This is a genomic window from uncultured Pseudacidovorax sp. (genome assembly GCF_913773995.1).
Lineage (GTDB): Bacteria > Pseudomonadota > Gammaproteobacteria > Burkholderiales > Burkholderiaceae_C > Xenophilus.
Window position 1 is genome coordinate 1 of the sequence record NZ_CAJYES010000118.1, and the last position, 15143, is coordinate 15143.

Annotated in this window: 15 protein-coding genes; 12 read left to right on the top strand and 3 right to left on the bottom strand. The window is 70.8% G+C overall.

The genetic code is table 11. From position 1 onward, the window contains the following. The first annotated feature begins 79 nt into the window (after window positions 1-79). The 4 genes from cobO to QZ772_RS10870 all read left to right on the top strand — a co-directional run bounded on the left by cobO (window position 80) and on the right by QZ772_RS10870 (window position 3036). Window positions 80-649 (top strand): cob(I)yrinic acid a,c-diamide adenosyltransferase, encoded by a 570-nt coding sequence (gene cobO / locus QZ772_RS10855; RefSeq protein ID WP_295525806.1) that lies wholly within the window; start codon window positions 80-82, stop codon window positions 647-649. Between the two features lie 6 nt (window positions 650-655). After that, the gene (gene cbiB / locus QZ772_RS10860; RefSeq protein WP_295525808.1) at window positions 656-1603 is read left to right on the top strand and encodes an adenosylcobinamide-phosphate synthase CbiB; all 948 of its coding nucleotides are present in this window, start codon (window positions 656-658) and stop codon (window positions 1601-1603) included. After that, window positions 1600-2622, top strand: coding sequence for an aminotransferase class I/II-fold pyridoxal phosphate-dependent enzyme (locus tag QZ772_RS10865; RefSeq protein ID WP_295525810.1), 1023 nt, complete (start codon window positions 1600-1602; stop codon window positions 2620-2622). Before cbiB ends, QZ772_RS10865 begins: the two co-directional genes overlap by 4 nt. 84 nt (window positions 2623-2706) lie before the next feature. Further along, window positions 2707-3036 carry a hypothetical protein gene (locus QZ772_RS10870; RefSeq protein ID WP_295525812.1) on the top strand — a complete coding sequence of 110 codons (330 nt, stop codon included), beginning with the start codon at window positions 2707-2709 and terminating at the stop codon, window positions 3034-3036. A 104-nt stretch (window positions 3037-3140) separates the two neighbouring features. Here the strand turns inward: QZ772_RS10870 and QZ772_RS10875 are convergent, their stop codons facing one another. Continuing rightward, window positions 3141-3740: a GbsR/MarR family transcriptional regulator gene (locus tag QZ772_RS10875; RefSeq protein ID WP_295525814.1), complete on the bottom strand. Its 600-nt coding sequence runs from the start codon at window positions 3738-3740 to the stop codon at window positions 3141-3143. Between the two features lie 213 nt (window positions 3741-3953). After that, entirely contained in the window at window positions 3954-4376 is a 423-nt protein-coding gene (locus QZ772_RS10880; RefSeq protein WP_295525816.1) for a cupin domain-containing protein, read from the bottom strand. A 102-nt stretch (window positions 4377-4478) separates the two neighbouring features. Here QZ772_RS10880 and aroC point away from each other — a divergent pair, with 102 nt between their 5' ends. From aroC to QZ772_RS10900, 4 genes are all read left to right on the top strand, one after another. Beyond that, on the top strand, window positions 4479-5615 hold the full coding sequence (gene aroC / locus QZ772_RS10885; RefSeq protein ID WP_295525818.1) for a chorismate synthase: 1137 nt from the start codon (window positions 4479-4481) through the stop codon (window positions 5613-5615). Continuing rightward, window positions 5615-6799: an MFS transporter gene (locus QZ772_RS10890; protein WP_295525820.1), complete on the top strand. Its 1185-nt coding sequence runs from the start codon at window positions 5615-5617 to the stop codon at window positions 6797-6799. The genes aroC and QZ772_RS10890 overlap by 1 nt, the downstream gene beginning before the upstream one ends. Next, window positions 6796-8022 (top strand): MFS transporter, encoded by a 1227-nt coding sequence (locus QZ772_RS10895; protein WP_295525822.1) that lies wholly within the window; start codon window positions 6796-6798, stop codon window positions 8020-8022. The genes QZ772_RS10890 and QZ772_RS10895 overlap by 4 nt, the downstream gene beginning before the upstream one ends. Window positions 8023-8100: 78 nt before the next feature. Further along, entirely contained in the window at window positions 8101-8781 is a 681-nt protein-coding gene (locus QZ772_RS10900; protein ID WP_295525824.1) for a DsbA family oxidoreductase, read from the top strand. Here the strand turns inward: QZ772_RS10900 and opgC are convergent. Then, the gene (gene opgC, locus QZ772_RS10905) at window positions 8735-9883 is read right to left on the bottom strand and encodes an OpgC domain-containing protein (protein ID WP_295525826.1); all 1149 of its coding nucleotides are present in this window, start codon (window positions 9881-9883) and stop codon (window positions 8735-8737) included. The two genes, QZ772_RS10900 and opgC, sit on opposite strands and share 47 nt — an antisense overlap. A 273-nt stretch (window positions 9884-10156) precedes the next feature. Here opgC and QZ772_RS10910 point away from each other — a divergent pair, with 273 nt between their 5' ends. From QZ772_RS10910 to QZ772_RS10925, 4 genes are all read left to right on the top strand, one after another. Next, entirely contained in the window at window positions 10157-11710 is a 1554-nt protein-coding gene (locus QZ772_RS10910) for a DUF1800 domain-containing protein (RefSeq protein WP_295525829.1), read from the top strand. A 115-nt stretch (window positions 11711-11825) separates the two neighbouring features. Next, window positions 11826-13061, top strand: a complete 1236-nt coding sequence (locus QZ772_RS10915) for a DUF1501 domain-containing protein (protein ID WP_295525831.1) — start codon at window positions 11826-11828, stop codon at window positions 13059-13061. A 106-nt stretch (window positions 13062-13167) separates the two neighbouring features. Further along, window positions 13168-14226, top strand: a complete 1059-nt coding sequence (locus QZ772_RS10920) for a nitronate monooxygenase (protein WP_295525833.1) — start codon at window positions 13168-13170, stop codon at window positions 14224-14226. Window positions 14227-14371: 145 nt separating this feature from the next. Next, the coding region (locus QZ772_RS10925; protein ID WP_295525836.1) for a DUF3014 domain-containing protein at window positions 14372-15143 on the top strand (772 nt) is incomplete at its 3' end.

Below are 15143 nucleotides of genomic sequence, written 5' to 3' on the forward strand. Positions count from 1 at the left end.
TCGACCACCGCATCCGCATCCACCGCGTCGACGACCAGTGGGTGGCACTGCACCGCTGAACCCTTTTCCGAGAACCCTCATGCAGACCGAAACCCCGCCCCAGACCAAGCCCTACGAGAAGCCCGAAGGCGAGCGCCGCGGGCTGCTGATCGTCAACACCGGCGACGGCAAGGGCAAGAGCACCGCCGCCTTCGGCCTGGCCATCCGCGCCCATGGCCGCGGCAAGCCGGTGCGCATCTTCCAGTTCATGAAGGTGCCCAGTGCGCGCTTCGGCGAGCACCGCGTGTTCGAGCAACTGGGGCTGCCCATCGAAGGCCTGGGCGACGGCTTCAGCTGGAAGAGCCAGGACCTGGAGCGCTCCGCCCAGCTGGCGCGCGATGGCTGGAGCCGGGCGGCGGCGGCGATCGCGTCGGGCGAGCACTTTCTGGTGGTGCTGGACGAGATCACCTATCCGCTGATCTACGGCTGGCTGCCGCTGGAGCCGGTGATCGAGGTGCTGACACAGCGGCCCTCGTCGGTGAGCGTGGTGCTCACCGGCCGGCGCTGCCCCCAGGAGCTGATCGACATCGCGGACACGGTGACCGAGATGCGCAAGGTCAAGCATGCCTTCGATGCGGGCATCCCGGCGCAGCGCGGCATCGAGGACTAGTCGCCCGTGACGGACGGCCCGGTCGTGTTCGCCGCCACGCTCTGGCTGGCGCTCGCCATCGACTGCTGGCTGGGCGAGCCGCCGACGCGCGTGCATCCGGTGGTGGGCATGGGCCGCTGGCTGGGCTGGGCCGGCCGCCATGTGGCACCGCTGCCGGGCGATGCGCGGCGTGCCGAACCCTTCGTGCGCGGCGCGCTGGCATGGCTCATGGGCGCCTTTGTGGCGACGGTGCTGGGCTGGGCCCTGCAACGGGCCGCCGGCGCCTTGCCGGCGCTGCTGGCAGCGATGGCGCTCGCGCTGTGCCTCAAGCCGCTGCTGGCCTGGCGCATGCTGCGTGACGAGGTGGCGGCGGTGGAGGCGGCGCTGGCGCGCTCGCTGCCCGAAGGCCGTGAACGCCTCGCTCGCCTGGTGAGCCGAGATGTGCAGCGGCTGGATGCCGGCGCGGTGCGCGAGAGCGCCATCGAGTCGCTGGCCGAGAACCTCAACGATTCGGTGGTGGCGCCGCTGTTCTGGTTCGCCATCGCTGGTCTGCCCGGTGCCGCGCTCTACCGCTTCGCCAACACGGCCGATGCCATGTGGGGCTACCGCGGCGAGCGCGGCGGGCGGGACTGGACCTGGGCCGGCAAATGGGCGGCGCGGGCGGACGACGCCCTGTCCTGGCTGCCGGCCCGGCTCACGGCCCTGCTGCTGATGCTGGCCGGCGGGCGCTGGCCCGCCGGGCTGCGGCGGGAAGCGGCGCGCACGCCATCGCCCAATGGGGGCTGGCCGATGGGTGCCATGGCGCTGCTGCTGGGCGTGCATCTGCGCAAGCCCGGGGTGTACGTGCTCCACGCGGGCGGCCGCGCGCCGCAGGCGCGGGACACGCAGCGGGCACTCCTCCTGGCAGGGCGTGCGGTGCCGATGGCAGGCGCGCTGGCCACGCTGGCGCTCGTCTGGCTGGGGCAGGCGCGATGAGGCACATGGTCCACGGTGGGCCGGACGCGCAGGGCGTGCCGGTGCACGACTTCTCCACCAACGCCAACGCCTGCGGACCCTGCGCGGCGGTGATGCAAGCGCTGCGGCAGGCCGATCCCACGCGCTATCCGGACCCGGCGGCCACGGCACTGCGCGCCCGGCTGGCCGCATGGCACGGCGTCGCTCCCGAACGGGTGCTGGTGGCCGCCAGCGCGAGCGAGTTCATCGTGCGCATCACGGCGGCCGTGGCCCTGCGCCGTCGGGGCGACGGGCCGGTGCAGGTGCCAGCGGCCGCCTATGGCGACTATCGGCGGGCGGCTGAGGCGCAGGGACTGCCGGTGACGGTCGTCGGCGAATCGCCTGCGATCGGTGACGAGCGGCCGCCGGTCCTGGCCTGGGCCTGCGAGCCATCCTCGCCGCGGGGCGATGCCGTGGCGGATCTGCCCGCCCGGCTCGCTGCCCTGCCATCGGACACGTCGCTGGTGCTGGACTGCGCCTACGCCCCGCTGCGCCTGGAGGGCGCCTCGGCGTTGACCGCGGCGCAGCGCGACAGGTGCTGGCAGCTGTGGACGCCCAACAAGGCCCTGGGGTTGACCGGTGTGCGCGGGGCCTACGCCATCGCACCGGCCGGTGCACCCCAGCGGCTGATCCAGGACCTGCACGCCCTGGCACCTTCGTGGCCGCTGGGCGCCCATGCAGAGGCCATGCTGCGGGCCTGGACGGAGCCGGTCGTCCAGGACTGGCTGGCGACGCAATGCCTGCCTCGTCTTCGGGAATGGAAGCAGCGTCAGATCGCCAACTGCGAGGCCCTGGGCTGGGAGGTGGTGCCCGGCGTCGCCAACTTCTTCTGTGCCAGGCCCGGGGCGGCGTTCCTCGATGAGACGCTTGGGCAGCTGCGTGCGCAAGGCATCAAGCTGCGCGATTGCCGCAGTTTCGGCATGCCGGGCTGGGTGCGCCTGGGTGTGCTGCCACCGGCCAGCCAGGACGCGTTGGTCCATGCCTGGAGGCGGGGCGCCTAGGCATGCCCTTTACGGATGCGCGTGCCGAGTCCCGGCCGATGGCCTTCGCGTGGGCACTGCCGCTTCGGTCACGACGATGGCGCGATGGCCGACAGCCCGGCCTGGCCCGCGGCAGGCACGCTTGGCGCATCGCTCACAGATTCGGAGAACACCATGCGTCAAACCTTTTTCGGTATCGCCACCGCCCTGTCCCTGATCGCCTTTGCCGGCGCCAGCCATGCCCAGCTCGGCAAGGCCGCATCGGAGGCGTCGGACGCCGCCGAGCACAAGATCGACCAGAAGCGCGCCGAGAGCGACGCCAAGAAAAGCGGGCCGGTGGGCAAGGCGGTCAACAACGTCAAGTCGGAGTACCACAAGAACCGCTCCAAGAACTCGGCCGATAAGGCCAAGGATGCGCTCAAGGGCAAGGACTGAGTCCATCCACAGGGCCGCCCGCGGCGACACGCGGCGGCATCTGCTCAACCAAGCAAAAGGGCTGCAGTGATGCAGCCCTTTCTGCTTGCGACCGGTGGCCTCGCCTATTCGCCGTCGGCGTCCTTGCGCCCGCCGCCGCCGGTCAGCCGCCCGGTGAGGTCCAGCACCCGCGTCACCGCGGCGCCCATGCCCATGAGCCGCATGGCCGTGTCGGGCGACAGGCGCTGCACGTCGTCGAACCAGCGCACCAGCCGGTCGATAAGGTCGTGCATCTCGCGCATGCGCTGCTGGGCATGGCGCTCTTCCTCGGTGGCCGGCTCCTGCAGCAGGGCATTGCGCAGCATCGATAGCGTGGGTTCGATCTCGCGGCGGCGGCGTTCCTCGGCCAGCACGCGGAAGATGTCCCACACCTCGCCCGGCGTCTCGAAGTACTCGCGCCGGTCGCCCGCCAGATGACGCAGTTGCACCAGCCGCCAGGCCTGGAGTTCCTTGAGCCCCATGCTCACGTTGGAGCGCGAGAAGGACAGCGTCTCGCTGATCTCCTCGGCATTGAGGGGCCGCTGCGACAGGAAGAGCAGGGCATAGATCTGCCCGACGGTGCGGTTGATGCCCCAGCGACTGCCCATCTCGCCGAAGTGGTCGACGAACTGGCGGTGGAGTTCGGGGAGGGCAGGGCGCGGATCGGCGGGGCGGCTGTGAGGCATACGCCGATTGTGCGTGCCGGGATTTCAGAAAACGCCGAATTCCCAGGAGTGCCTTGAATCCGGTGGGGCGATGTCTGTCAGGCCACACCTGATCTGCGTTGGTGCGGGACGTCGGTCCTTCCTCACGTCACCGTTCACCGCCCGGGCATGCGCACCAAGGCGGGCCGGCCCTCGTGTCCTTGCGCGGTCACCGACGACGCGCCTGCAGGGTGGCTATTTCCAGGGCGTGGGCGCCGGCACCTCGCAAACGGGCTCGACGTCCACGCTCTTGAAATCGGCCGGCGAGACGATCTCCAGGTATTCCATGTCCGGCGAATAGTCGAACAGGTAGTGGCGGATGCCCGGGCGCTGGTGCACCACGTCGCCGGCCTCCACCAGCGTCTCCTTGTCCTCGTACATGAAGCGGGCCCAGCCCTTGACCATGATGACGATCTGGAAGTCCGCCTCGTGGCGGTGCCACCCGGTGCCCGTTTCTGGCGCCATGTTGGCCTTGACCAGGTGCGCGATCACCTTGCCGTGGGTGGCGTCGGCGATGCCGAGGTCGCGGTAGAGGAAAAAGTCCCGCAGCCCGCCCGACTTGTAGTCGGTGTCGCCGGGCTTGACGTGCGAAAACTCCGTGGTGGTCCGATCCAACATGGGGCGCTCTCCTTCCTGGGGTGGGTAGTGCGGCGCCTTACGCATAAAGCGTTCCCGCAGCAGGACGCCCTGGCATCGGCTCGCACCGATAATCGCCGCCCTATGAGCGGCAACACCTTCGGCACCCTGTTCGCGGTGACCAACTTCGGCGAATCCCACGGCCCCGCGATCGGCTGCGTCATCGACGGCTGCCCGCCCGGCATGGCCCTTTCGGAGGCGGACATCCAGCCCGACCTGGACCGCCGGCGGCCCGGCACCAGCCGGCATGTCACCCAGCGCAACGAGCCCGACGCGGTGCAGATCCTCTCCGGCGTGTACGAGGGCAAAACCACCGGGACGCCCATCGCGCTGCTGATCCAGAACACCGACCAGCGCAGCAAGGACTACGGCGAGATCGCCCGCCAGTTCCGCCCTGGCCATGCCGACTTCAGCTACTTCAAGAAGTACGGCATCCGCGATCCGCGCGGTGGCGGCCGCTCGTCGGCCCGCCTGACGGCGCCGATGGTGGCGGCCGGCGCGGTGGCCAAGAAATGGCTGCGCGAGCAGTACGGCACCGAGTTCCGCGGCTGCATGACGCAGATCGGCGAACACGTCATCGGCTTCGAGAGCTGGGACCATGTGCCCAACAACCCTTTCTTCGCGCCCGTGGCGGATGTGTCGGCGCTGGAGGCCTACATGGACGCGCTGCGCAAGGCGCAGGACTCCTGCGGCGCCCGCCTGCGGGTGGTGGCCACCGGCATGCCCGCCGGGCTGGGCCAGCCGCTGTTCGACAAGCTCGATGCCGACATCGCCTACGCCATGATGGGCATCAATGCCGTCAAGGGCGTGGAGATCGGCGCCGGCTTCGCTAGCGTCACGCAGCGCGGCAGCATGCACGGCGACGGCATGCGTCCCGATGGCTTCGACAGCAACAACGCCGGCGGCGTGCTGGGCGGCATCAGTACGGGGCAGGATCTGGAGGTGGCCATCGCCGTCAAGCCCACCAGTTCGATCAGCACGCCACGCAACTCGGTGGACATCGACGGTCAGCCCGTCGAGGTGGTGACCAAGGGCCGACACGATCCGTGCGTGGGCATCCGCGCCACGCCGATCGCCGAGGCGATGCTGGCGCTGGTGGTGATGGAGCACGCGCTGCGCCAGCGCGCCCAGTGCGGAGAGCCGGGCGCGGCCTTCCCGGTGGCGCGCGGCGACAAGTCCCAGGCCGACCGACCGGAGGGCCTGCAGGCCTCGTTCCTGTAGTGGCCGACCCGGCCACACCGCCTGCCGCCGCCAGCCGGCGCCCGCTGCTCGCCTTCGCGGGGCTGTCGGCCAGCTATTTCGCCCACATCGGCTTCTTCAATCCCTACCTGCCGCTGTGGCTGCAGAGCCTGGGCCTGCCGATCTTCACCATCAGCCTGCTGACCTCGGTGCAGTCTTTCACCCGGGTGTTCGCGCCCTATGCCTGGGGCACGCTGTCGGACCGCACGGGCGAGCGCGTGAAGCTGCTGCGCATCAGCGCGGCCGTGGCGCTGGTGGGCTCTCTGGGGCTGTGGTGGAACGGGGGGCACTGGTGGATCGCGCTGGTGCTGCTGCTCATGTTCACCCACACCAGTTCGATGATGTCGCTCACCGAGGCAGCGCTGGCCCATCTGGTGGCGGGCGACTGGGGCCGTTATGGCCGCATCCGGCTGTGCGGATCGGCCGGCTTCCTGGTCACGGTATTTCTGGCGGGCGCATGGTTCGACCGCTTCGGCATGGGGCACTTTCCCGGCTGGGCGCTGGTCACGCTGGGGCTGGTGTTCTTCGCCACGCTCAGGCTGCCCGATCACCGTGAGCCCGTGGCCGCCCGCGGCATGGTGCACGAGCCGGTCGGGCCGGTGCTTCGGCGGCCGGTGGTGCGCTGGTTCTTCGCCTCGCTGTTCTTCCATGTCACGGCGCACTTCGCCATCTATGGTTTCTTTTCGCTCTACCTGGATTCGATCGGCTACGACAAGACGGCCATCGGCGCGCTGTGGGCGCTGTCGGTGGCGGCCGAGGTGGCCTGGTTCGGTCTGCAGGGGCGGGTGGTGCGGCGGCTGAGAATGCCGCAGTGGCTGCTGCTGTGCAGTGGGGCGGCGGTGTTGCGCATGGGCCTGACCGCGGGGCTGGGCCACTGGGCGTGGGCGCTGGTGCTGGGACAGATGCTGCATGCGCTGAGCTTCGCGGCACACCATACGACCTGCATCGCCATCGTGACGGAGCATTTCCCGGGTCGGCTGCGCGGGCGGGGGCAGGCATTGTTCACCGTCATCGGTTATGGCCTGGGCGGCGTGCTGGGCATGCTGGCCGGCGGGGCGGTGGCGCAGCAACTGGGTTACGTCGCCATGTTCTGGGCCGCGACGGCGCTGGCCGTGATCGGCACGCTGTGCGCCTGGCGTGCGGTCGCAATGGAGCGCCGAGCATGAGCGGTGCGCAGCCCGTCCAGCCGCGCCGGGGCCTCGCCTTCGCCATGCTGCTGCCGCTGCTGCTGGCCGCGCAGCCGGTGGCCACCGACAGCTATCTGCCCGCGCTGCCCGAAATCGCCCGCGACCTGGGCTCGGCCAGCAGCAGCCTGACGGTGTTCATCCTGGCCTTCGGCGTGGCGCAGTTGCTGTGCGGCCCGCTGGCCGACCGATTCGGCCGCCGGCCGGTCCTGTTGGCCGGCCTGGGCGCCTATGCCGTCGCGGCCCTGGGCTGTGCGCTGGCGGGCAGCGTGCTGCTGCTGGCGGCCGGCCGGGCGGTGCAGGGCTTCGCCATGGCCGCCATCCTGGTGTGCTCGCGGGCGGCGGTACGCGACCTGTACCCCGCCCACCAGGGGCCGCAGGTGATGGCGCGCGGGCTGACGGGCCTCGGCGTGGTGGCGTTGATGTCGCCGCTGTTGGGTGCCTGGGGCGTGGAGGCGCTGGGCTGGCGCTGGGTGCTGGTGGGCATGGCGATCTACGCGCTCGTGCTGCTGGGGCTGTGCTGGCATTCCTTCGCCGAGACGCACCGGCCGATGCTGGCCGGCGCCATGGACGCACCCGATGCCTCCGCCCCGCGTGGCAGTGCCCGCGAGGTGTGGCGCAACCGGCCCTTCCGGGCCTGGGCCTCGGTCGCCGCATGCACCTACGGCGGGCTGTTCTGCTTCCTGTTGCTGTCGCCCATGGTCTACATCGGCTACCTCGGCATGTCGCCGGTCATGTACGGCTGGGTGCCGGCGGGGGGCTCCGTGGTCTACATCAGCAGCACGCTGCTGTGTCGGCGGCTGCTGGCCCGGGTGGGGCCGGTGCGCACGGTGCAGATCGGCTCGGTGCTGAGCCTGACGGGCGCGAGCATCCAGGCCTTGGGCTGCCTGCTGCTGCCGCATTCGCCACTGCCGCTGCTGGCCGGACATGCCGTCTATGTGATGGGCCACGGCATCCACCAGCCTTGCGGCCAGGCCGGCGCGGTGGGCGACCTGCCGCATCTGGCGGGACGGGCCGTGTCATGGTCGGGCTTCCTGATGATGCTGGTGGCCTTCTGCGCCGGGCAGACGGCGGCGCTGTTCGTGGATGCGCGCTACTCGGCCGGCGCCTGGCCGATGGTGCTGCCGCTGCTGCTGGCGGGGGCGGCGTTGGTCGGCATCGCCTATGGCTGGCTGCCTCGCCTGCAGCGCGTCCGGCGCAGCTGAACGCCTGGCCTGGCTGCGTCCTCAGGCCGGGATGAACCAAAGGCCTCGACGATGCAGGCGTCGCCGGCCGAACGCAGAATGGCGCGCATGAACACCCTGCGCATTGATTTCGTCTCCGATGTGTCCTGCCCCTGGTGCGCCGTCGGACTGGCCTCGCTCCAGACCGCCATGGCGCGCGTGGCGCCGGACGTCCAGGTCGACCTGCACTTCCAGCCCTTCGAGCTCAACCCGGACATGGTGGCTGAGGGCGAGGATTCCATCGAGCACCTGATGCGCAAGTACGGCATCGACGAGTCTCAGGTGCGCGCCAACGGCGAGGTGCTGCGCCAGCGCGGCGAGGCGGTGGGCTTTCCCTTCAACCTCGACATGCGCAAGCGGGTGTGGAACACCTTCGACGCCCATCGCCTGCTGCACTGGGCCGAGCTGGAAGGTGCGGACAAGCAACTGGCCCTCAAGCAGGCGCTGTTCAAGGCCTACTTCCTCGACGGCCTGAGCCCGGCGGATCATGAATTGCTGGTGCGCCTGGCCGCCGACGCCGATCTGGACGCCGAGCGTGCCCGGGCCATCCTGGCCAGCGACGAATTCACCGACGAGGTGCGTGCGACCGAACGCATGTTCACCCAGGCCGGCATCCATTCGGTGCCGGCCATCATCCTCAACCGGCAGCACCTGATCTCCGGCGGCCAGCCGCCCGAGGTGTTCGAGCGGGCGCTCAGGCAGATTGCGGGCGCACAGCCTTCTTCCGTGATGGAGGCTTGACCCGGGCCTCCCACCGGGCCACGCCGATGGCCACCGCATAGAGGGCGCTGAAAACCACGCCCAGCATCAGCGCGTCGCCCCACCAGGGCCGGACGTGGAAGTCGCCCCCCCACACCACCAGCACCACGAACACCGCCACCAGGTGGGCGCAGAACACCGACAGCGACGCGCTTCCCAGCGTCTCGAGCACGCGGGGCCGGGGCAGGTAGCGGAGCCAGGTGGGCCCGAAGCGCAGCGCGACGATGCCGAGGGCGACGAGGTTGATCAGGCGCAGGGGCGCCAGCCGCCATTTGTCGAACCATTCGTTGAGCGCGTCGCGGCTGCCGAAGGGGGCCTGGCCGGTAGGGCCGAGGTGCCGCCACAGCAGGCACACCACCGCGATGCCCACGGCGGCGCGCACGACGCCGGGGGAAAACACAAGCTTTGGTGGCTCCGCGTCATGCCGGCTGCACCCCAGCCATAGGCCCGCAAACCACAGAAACTGCCAGGCCAGCGAATCGAAGGAGCCCGTCTCGTCGATCGGCACCGGGATGCCGAGAAGCGCCTGCGCCCCGCGGTAGAGCAGGTTGGTGAAGCCGAACTGCGCCAGCAGCCACAGCCCGGCGCTCACCATCAGCGGGCGCTTCCAGCCATGGCGCATGCCGTAGGCCATCACCCAGGGGCTGGCCAGCATGAACAGGATGTACATCGGAAGGATGTCCAGCAGCGCCGGCTCGTGCACCAGCGCCAGCGCCCAGACGAAGGCCTGGTGCGGGTACGCCATGAAGTAGCGAACCCGCTCGTGAACGGCGGGCTGATCGGCCCGCAGCCCCAGCCCCGCGATCACGAAGAACAGGAAGAGCAGCAGCGCCGCCTGGCACAGGTACACCGTGACGGCGCGGCGCCAGAAGGCCTGTCGCATGGCGGGGACGCCCTTGTTGTGGCCGATGCCGCCGTACACCAGCCCACAGACGAAGGCCGACAGCAGCACGAAGCCCTCCGCCGCGGACACGAAGCCGAAGGGCTGGCCCAACGGATCGGTCAGGCGAGAGGGCAGATGCGTAACCGTCATCAGCACGAGCATCAGCCCGCGAAGCGCGTCGATTTCCCAAAGGCGGCGCATGGGCAGGAGGCAGGTTGGCAGGAAGTGGGCGGGCAAAGACAGGGCGCCTGCGTCCATGCCGAGGGCAGCCCGTCCCCATGAAGCGGCTAGCATCGGTGATTGGCGTGCAGCTCGACCGTGGGCACCGGGCGTCAGCGCCTGTAGGACGCGAAGGCGCGGTCAGCCTCCGGTCGGAATGGTTTCTTTACACAACCGGCAGGGCCTGCGCGTCAACCGGGCGGGGCCGCCCGGGGTTGAAGGCGGACCGCGCCTCGTGCGCCAGCAGGAGTTTCCATGCGGCTCTTCACCGGCTTTCGCTGCGGCCTGGCCGCCCTGTGCGGCACCGCGCTGCTGCTCGGCTGTGCGGCCGTGGCGCCCTCGGTGCCGACGCCGCAGGACCCGGCCGCCCGGCTCGCCTGGATCGACCGGCTGAGCTGGGGTCTGGGCCCGGGTACCGTGGCCGAGGTCGAGCACGCGGGTGCCGGACGCTGGCTCGACGCCCAGTTGCGCGCCGCGCCGCCCGGGCCGCTGCCCGCTGCCGCCCAGCAGCAGGTCGATGCGATGAGCATCGGCAGCGGCCCTCCCGGCGCGCTGGCGATCCGGCTGGAGCAGCAGCGCCGTGCCGCCGATGCGTTGACCGACGTCGAGGCCCGGCAGGTCGCGCGCCAGGCCTACCAGAAGGCCATGAACGAGGCGGGGCGCGAAACGCAGCAGCGCTTCCTGCTGCGGGCGCTGTACGGGCCCGACCAACTGCGCGAAGTGCTGAGCTGGTTCTGGGCCAACCATTTCTATGTGAGCGTGCGCAAGGGCCCGGTGCGGCCGCTGCTGGCCGAATTCGAGGACCGGGCGATCCGACCCCACGCCCTGGGCCGCTTCCGCGACCTGCTCGGTGCGGTCGAGCTCGACCCGGCCATGCTGGTCTACCTGGACAACCAGCAGAACGCAGCCGGCCGCATCAACGAGAACCTGGCGCGGGAGCTGATGGAACTGCATACGCTGGGCGTGGACGGCGGCTACACGCAGGCGGACGTGCAGGAGATGGCGCGTGTGCTGACCGGCGTCGGCATCAACCTGCAGCCCGTCGACGCGCCGCCGCCGAAATTGCCGCCTGCGCTGGCCGGGCAATGGGTGCGTCAGGGCGCCTTCGAGTTCAACCCGGCGCGCCATGACCGCAATCCCAAGACCTTGCTGGGCCAGCCGCTGCATGCCATGGGGCTGGCCGAAGTCAACGAGGCGCTGGACCGCCTGGCCCGCGCGCCGGCCACGGCGCGCCATGTCTCGCGCAAGCTGGCGACCTATTTCGTCGCCGACGACCCGCCGCCTGCGCTGGTCGAGCGCATGACCCAGACCTTCCAGCGTACCGATGGCGACATCGCGGCCGTGATGCGCACACTGTTGTCCTCGCCCGAATTCACCGCTTCGCTCGGTCGCAAGTTCCGCGATCCGCTGCAGTACGCCGTCGGCGCGGTGCGCCTGGCCTATGGCGACCGCGTCATCACCGACACCGGTCCCTTGCTCGGCTGGGTCAGCCGCCTGGGACAGGCGCCCTATGCGCACGAAACGCCCGACGGCTATCCCTTGCGCCAGCAGGACTGGGCCAGTGCCGGCCAGATGAGCGCCCGCTTCGATGTTGCGCGCGCCGTCGGTGCCAATGGCGCGGTGCTGCTTCGCACCGAAGCGCGCGCACCGCTGGAAAAGCCGCCCTATCCCGCCATGGCGCAGTCGCCTCTGGTGCGGCAGCTGGAACCGACCCTGGGCGTGGCCACCCGCCAGACGCTGGCGAAGGCAGCGTCGCCCCAGGACTGGAACACCTACCTGCTCGCCTCGCCCGAGCGGATGTACCGATGAAGGCCCAGAACACCACCGTGGCTGCGTGGCCCGCCGTGCATTGCCCGCGTCTTGCGGCCAGGCCGCGACGGTCCGTGGCCGCTCCCGTGGCCCATCCTGCGGAAGGAGCTCTTCGATGACCCAATCCCTGCCCCCGTCTCCCACCCGTCGCCGCCTGCTGCAGGCGGGTGCGGCCCTGTCGCTCACCGCACCGGTCGGCCGCCTGCTTGCGGCTCCTTCGGCCGAGGGCACCCGGCTGCTGGTGGTGTTCCTGCGCGGCGCCTACGACTGCTGCAATGTCCTGGTGCCCACCGGCAGCGACTTCTACTACCAGAGCCGGCCCAGCATCGCCATCCCGCGGCCCGGCCAGCCCGATGGCGCCCTGGCACTGAATGCGGATTGGGGCCTGCATCCGGTGCTGGCGCCCACTCTGCTGCCGCTGTTCCAGCGCGGGCAGGCCGCGTTCATTCCCTTTGCCGGCACCGACGACCTCACGCGCAGTCACTTCGAGACGCAGGACGGCATCGAGCTGGGCCAGGCGCTCACCGGCCGGCGCGACTACGGCTCCGGCTTCCTCAACCGGCTGGCGCAGGTGCTGGGCGCGGGTCCGTTGCAGGAGGTGGCGCCGATCGCCTTCACCGACCAGCTTCCCCTGTCGATGCGCGGTGCGGCGCGTGTCGGCAACATGGCGCTGGGCAACGCGGGCGGCCGGGGCCTGGACGCGCGCCAGACCACCGACATCGCCGCGATGTACGGTCAGAGCGCCCTGAAGGGCGCCGTGGCCGAGGGCTTTGCCCTGCAGGACGAGGTGCGGCGCAGCATCCAGGCCGAGATGGACCAGGCCAGCCGCAACGCCATCAGCGCCAAGGGCTTCGAGCGCGTTGCACGCCGCATGGCGCGGCTGATGCGCGAGCGCTTCGACCTGGGCTTCGTGGACGTCGGTGGCTGGGACACCCACGTCAACCAGGGCGGCAGCACGGGCTACCTGGCCAATCGGCTCCAGGAGCTCGGGAGCGGGCTCGCCGGCTTCGCCGAGGAACTGGGCGACGACGCCTGGCAGCAGACCGTGGTGGTGGTCATCAGCGAATTCGGCCGCACCTTCCGCGAGAACGGCAACAAGGGCACCGACCACGGCCATGGCACGGTCTACTGGGTACTTGGCGGCGGGCTGTCGGCGTCGGCAGGCGGCCACATCGTCGGCACGCAGCAGGCGCTGACGGCGCAGACGCTGTTCCAGAACCGCGACTGGTCGGTGCTCAACGAATACCGGGCGGTGCTGGGTGGGCTGTTCCAGCGGATGTACGGGCTGACGCCGCAGCAGGTGGCCACGGTGTTCCCTGGCGTGGTCCCCAGGGATCTGCGGCTGGTGTGAGCCGCGCGGCGCACGGCGTGCCGGGCCTGCGGCAGCGCCCCGCCGGCGCGCAGGCCTCGGGCGTGTTGCGGAGAATGGCTCGATCACCACTCCCCGCTGCCGACGCATGCCCACCTTCGACCTCGCCCGCCTGCTGGGCACCGAACTGCCCCTGATCCAGGCTCCGATGGCGGGCGTCCAGGGCAGCGCGCTGGTCATCGCCGTCGCGAAGGCCGGCGCGCTGGGCTCGCTGCCTTGCGCCATGCTGGCGCCCGACGCCATCGAACGCGAGATCGCCGCCATTCGCGCAGGGTCGGACCGGCCCTTCAACCTCAACTTCTTCTGCCACACGCCGCCCGAGCCCGACGCGGCCCACGAGGCGCGCTGGCGCGAGCGCCTGGCGCCGTATTACGCAGAACTCGGCATCGATCCGGCCGGCATCGCCGTCGGCCCGGGCCGCCAGCCCTTCAGCGCCACGCTGTGCGACCTGGTCGAGCCGCTGCGGCCGCCGGTGATGAGCTTCCACTTCGGGCTGCCTGAACCGCAGCTGCTGGCGCGCATCAAGGGCTGGGGCGCGCGGGTGCTGGCGAGCGCCACGACCGTCGAAGAAGGGCTATGGCTGCAGGCCCACGGCGCCGATGCCGTGATCGCCCAGGGACTGGAGGCGGGCGGACATCGTGGGCACTTCCTGTCGGACGACCTCAGCCAGCAGATCGGCCTGTTCGCGCTGCTGCCGCAGCTGGTGGCTGCGCTGGACGTGCCGGTCGTCGCGGCCGGCGGCATCGCAGATGCGGCCGGCGTAGCGGCAGCCATGGCGCTGGGCGCGGCCGGCGTGCAGGTGGGCACGGCCTACATGCTGTGTCCGGAGGCCTCGACCAGCGCGCTGCATCGGTCGGCCCTCCAGTCCGAGGCAGCCCGGCACACGGCGCTCACGCGGCTGTTCACCGGACGGCCCGCCCGGGGCATCGTCAACCGCGTCATGCGCGAGCTGGGGCCGATGAGTCCGGATGCACCCGCGTTTCCGCTGGCGACGGCCGCCATCGCCCCCCTGCGCGCCAAGGCCGAGGCGGCGGGCAGCGGTGACTTCACACCGCTGTGGTCGGGCCAGAATGCGGCCGGTTGCCGGCCGCTGCCGGCCGCGGAACTCACCCGTGGCCTGGCCGAGGGCTTCGGCGCCCACGGATGACGGGAACCTGGCGCGCCCCGCGCGATTCGCATCGGAGGCGCGTCCACGGCGATATGCCCGGTCACAGCGGCTTACCGCGCCGCGTCCGGCCGGGGCAGGGCGCCGCTCACAATGAGCCTGTCGCCGAAGTCCAGGAGAGACCCGCATGTCCGAGCCCGATTTCCGTCCGCGCGCTGAACGCCCTGTCGGCCTGATCATTGCGCTGTTGATCGCCTTGGCCGCCGCCGGCTGGTTCGGTTGGCAGTGGTGGCAGCAGCGACAGGTGCCCCCGCCACAGGCGGCCCCCGTCGCCAGCACGCCCAGTCCACCCGATGCGCCGCCCCCGTTGGCGCCGCTGCCTGCGGCCCCCCAGAACCAGGTCAGCGCCATCGCCGACCCCGACAAGAACCTGCCCGCGCTGGGTGACTCCGATGCCCGTGTGCGATCGGCGCTGGTCGAGCTGCTGGGCAGCAAAGCCGTGGGCCAGTTCCTGCAGCTGGACGATTTCATTCGCCGGGGCGTGGCCACCATCGACAACCTGCCGCGTGAGCATGCGCCGGTGCAGCGTTGGCCGGTGCGGCCCACCGATGGCCGCTTCCAGCTGCAAGGGCAGGGCGAGCTGCGCACCGTCGCACCCGACAACGCGGCGCGTTACACGCCGTTCGTGCTCTTCGCTGAGAGCCTGGACGCGGCCAAGGTGGCGGGCGTCTATGCGCGGCTCTACCCGCTTTTCCAGCAGGCCTACGAGGAACTGGGCTATCCCGGCCGCTACTTCAACGACCGGCTTGTGGCGGTGATCGACCATTTGCTGGCCGCGCCCGAGCCGGCGGGCGCCGTGCAGATCCGTGTGGTGGAGGTCAAGGGCGACACGCCCGGCGATCGGCCCTGGGTGCGCTACGAATACGCCGATGAGCGCCTGCAGTCGCTGTCGGCAGGAC

Coding starts and splice junctions, on each gene's coding strand:
- QZ772_RS10865 (WP_295525810.1), top strand. CDS start 1,600: ATGAGGCACATGGTCCACGGTGGGCCGGACGCGCAGGGCGTGCCGGTG.
- cobO (WP_295525806.1), top strand. CDS start 80: ATGCAGACCGAAACCCCGCCCCAGACCAAGCCCTACGAGAAGCCCGAA.
- QZ772_RS10880 (WP_295525816.1), bottom strand. CDS start 4,376: ATGTTGGATCGGACCACCACGGAGTTTTCGCACGTCAAGCCCGGCGAC.
- QZ772_RS10900 (WP_295525824.1), top strand. CDS start 8,101: ATGGCGCGCATGAACACCCTGCGCATTGATTTCGTCTCCGATGTGTCC.
- QZ772_RS10920 (WP_295525833.1), top strand. CDS start 13,168: ATGCCCACCTTCGACCTCGCCCGCCTGCTGGGCACCGAACTGCCCCTG.
- QZ772_RS10915 (WP_295525831.1), top strand. CDS start 11,826: ATGACCCAATCCCTGCCCCCGTCTCCCACCCGTCGCCGCCTGCTGCAG.
- QZ772_RS10910 (WP_295525829.1), top strand. CDS start 10,157: ATGCGGCTCTTCACCGGCTTTCGCTGCGGCCTGGCCGCCCTGTGCGGC.
- aroC (WP_295525818.1), top strand. CDS start 4,479: ATGAGCGGCAACACCTTCGGCACCCTGTTCGCGGTGACCAACTTCGGC.
- QZ772_RS10870 (WP_295525812.1), top strand. CDS start 2,707: ATGGCCGACAGCCCGGCCTGGCCCGCGGCAGGCACGCTTGGCGCATCG.
- opgC (WP_295525826.1), bottom strand. CDS start 9,883: ATGCGCCGCCTTTGGGAAATCGACGCGCTTCGCGGGCTGATGCTCGTG.
- QZ772_RS10895 (WP_295525822.1), top strand. CDS start 6,796: ATGAGCGGTGCGCAGCCCGTCCAGCCGCGCCGGGGCCTCGCCTTCGCC.
- QZ772_RS10875 (WP_295525814.1), bottom strand. CDS start 3,740: ATGCCTCACAGCCGCCCCGCCGATCCGCGCCCTGCCCTCCCCGAACTC.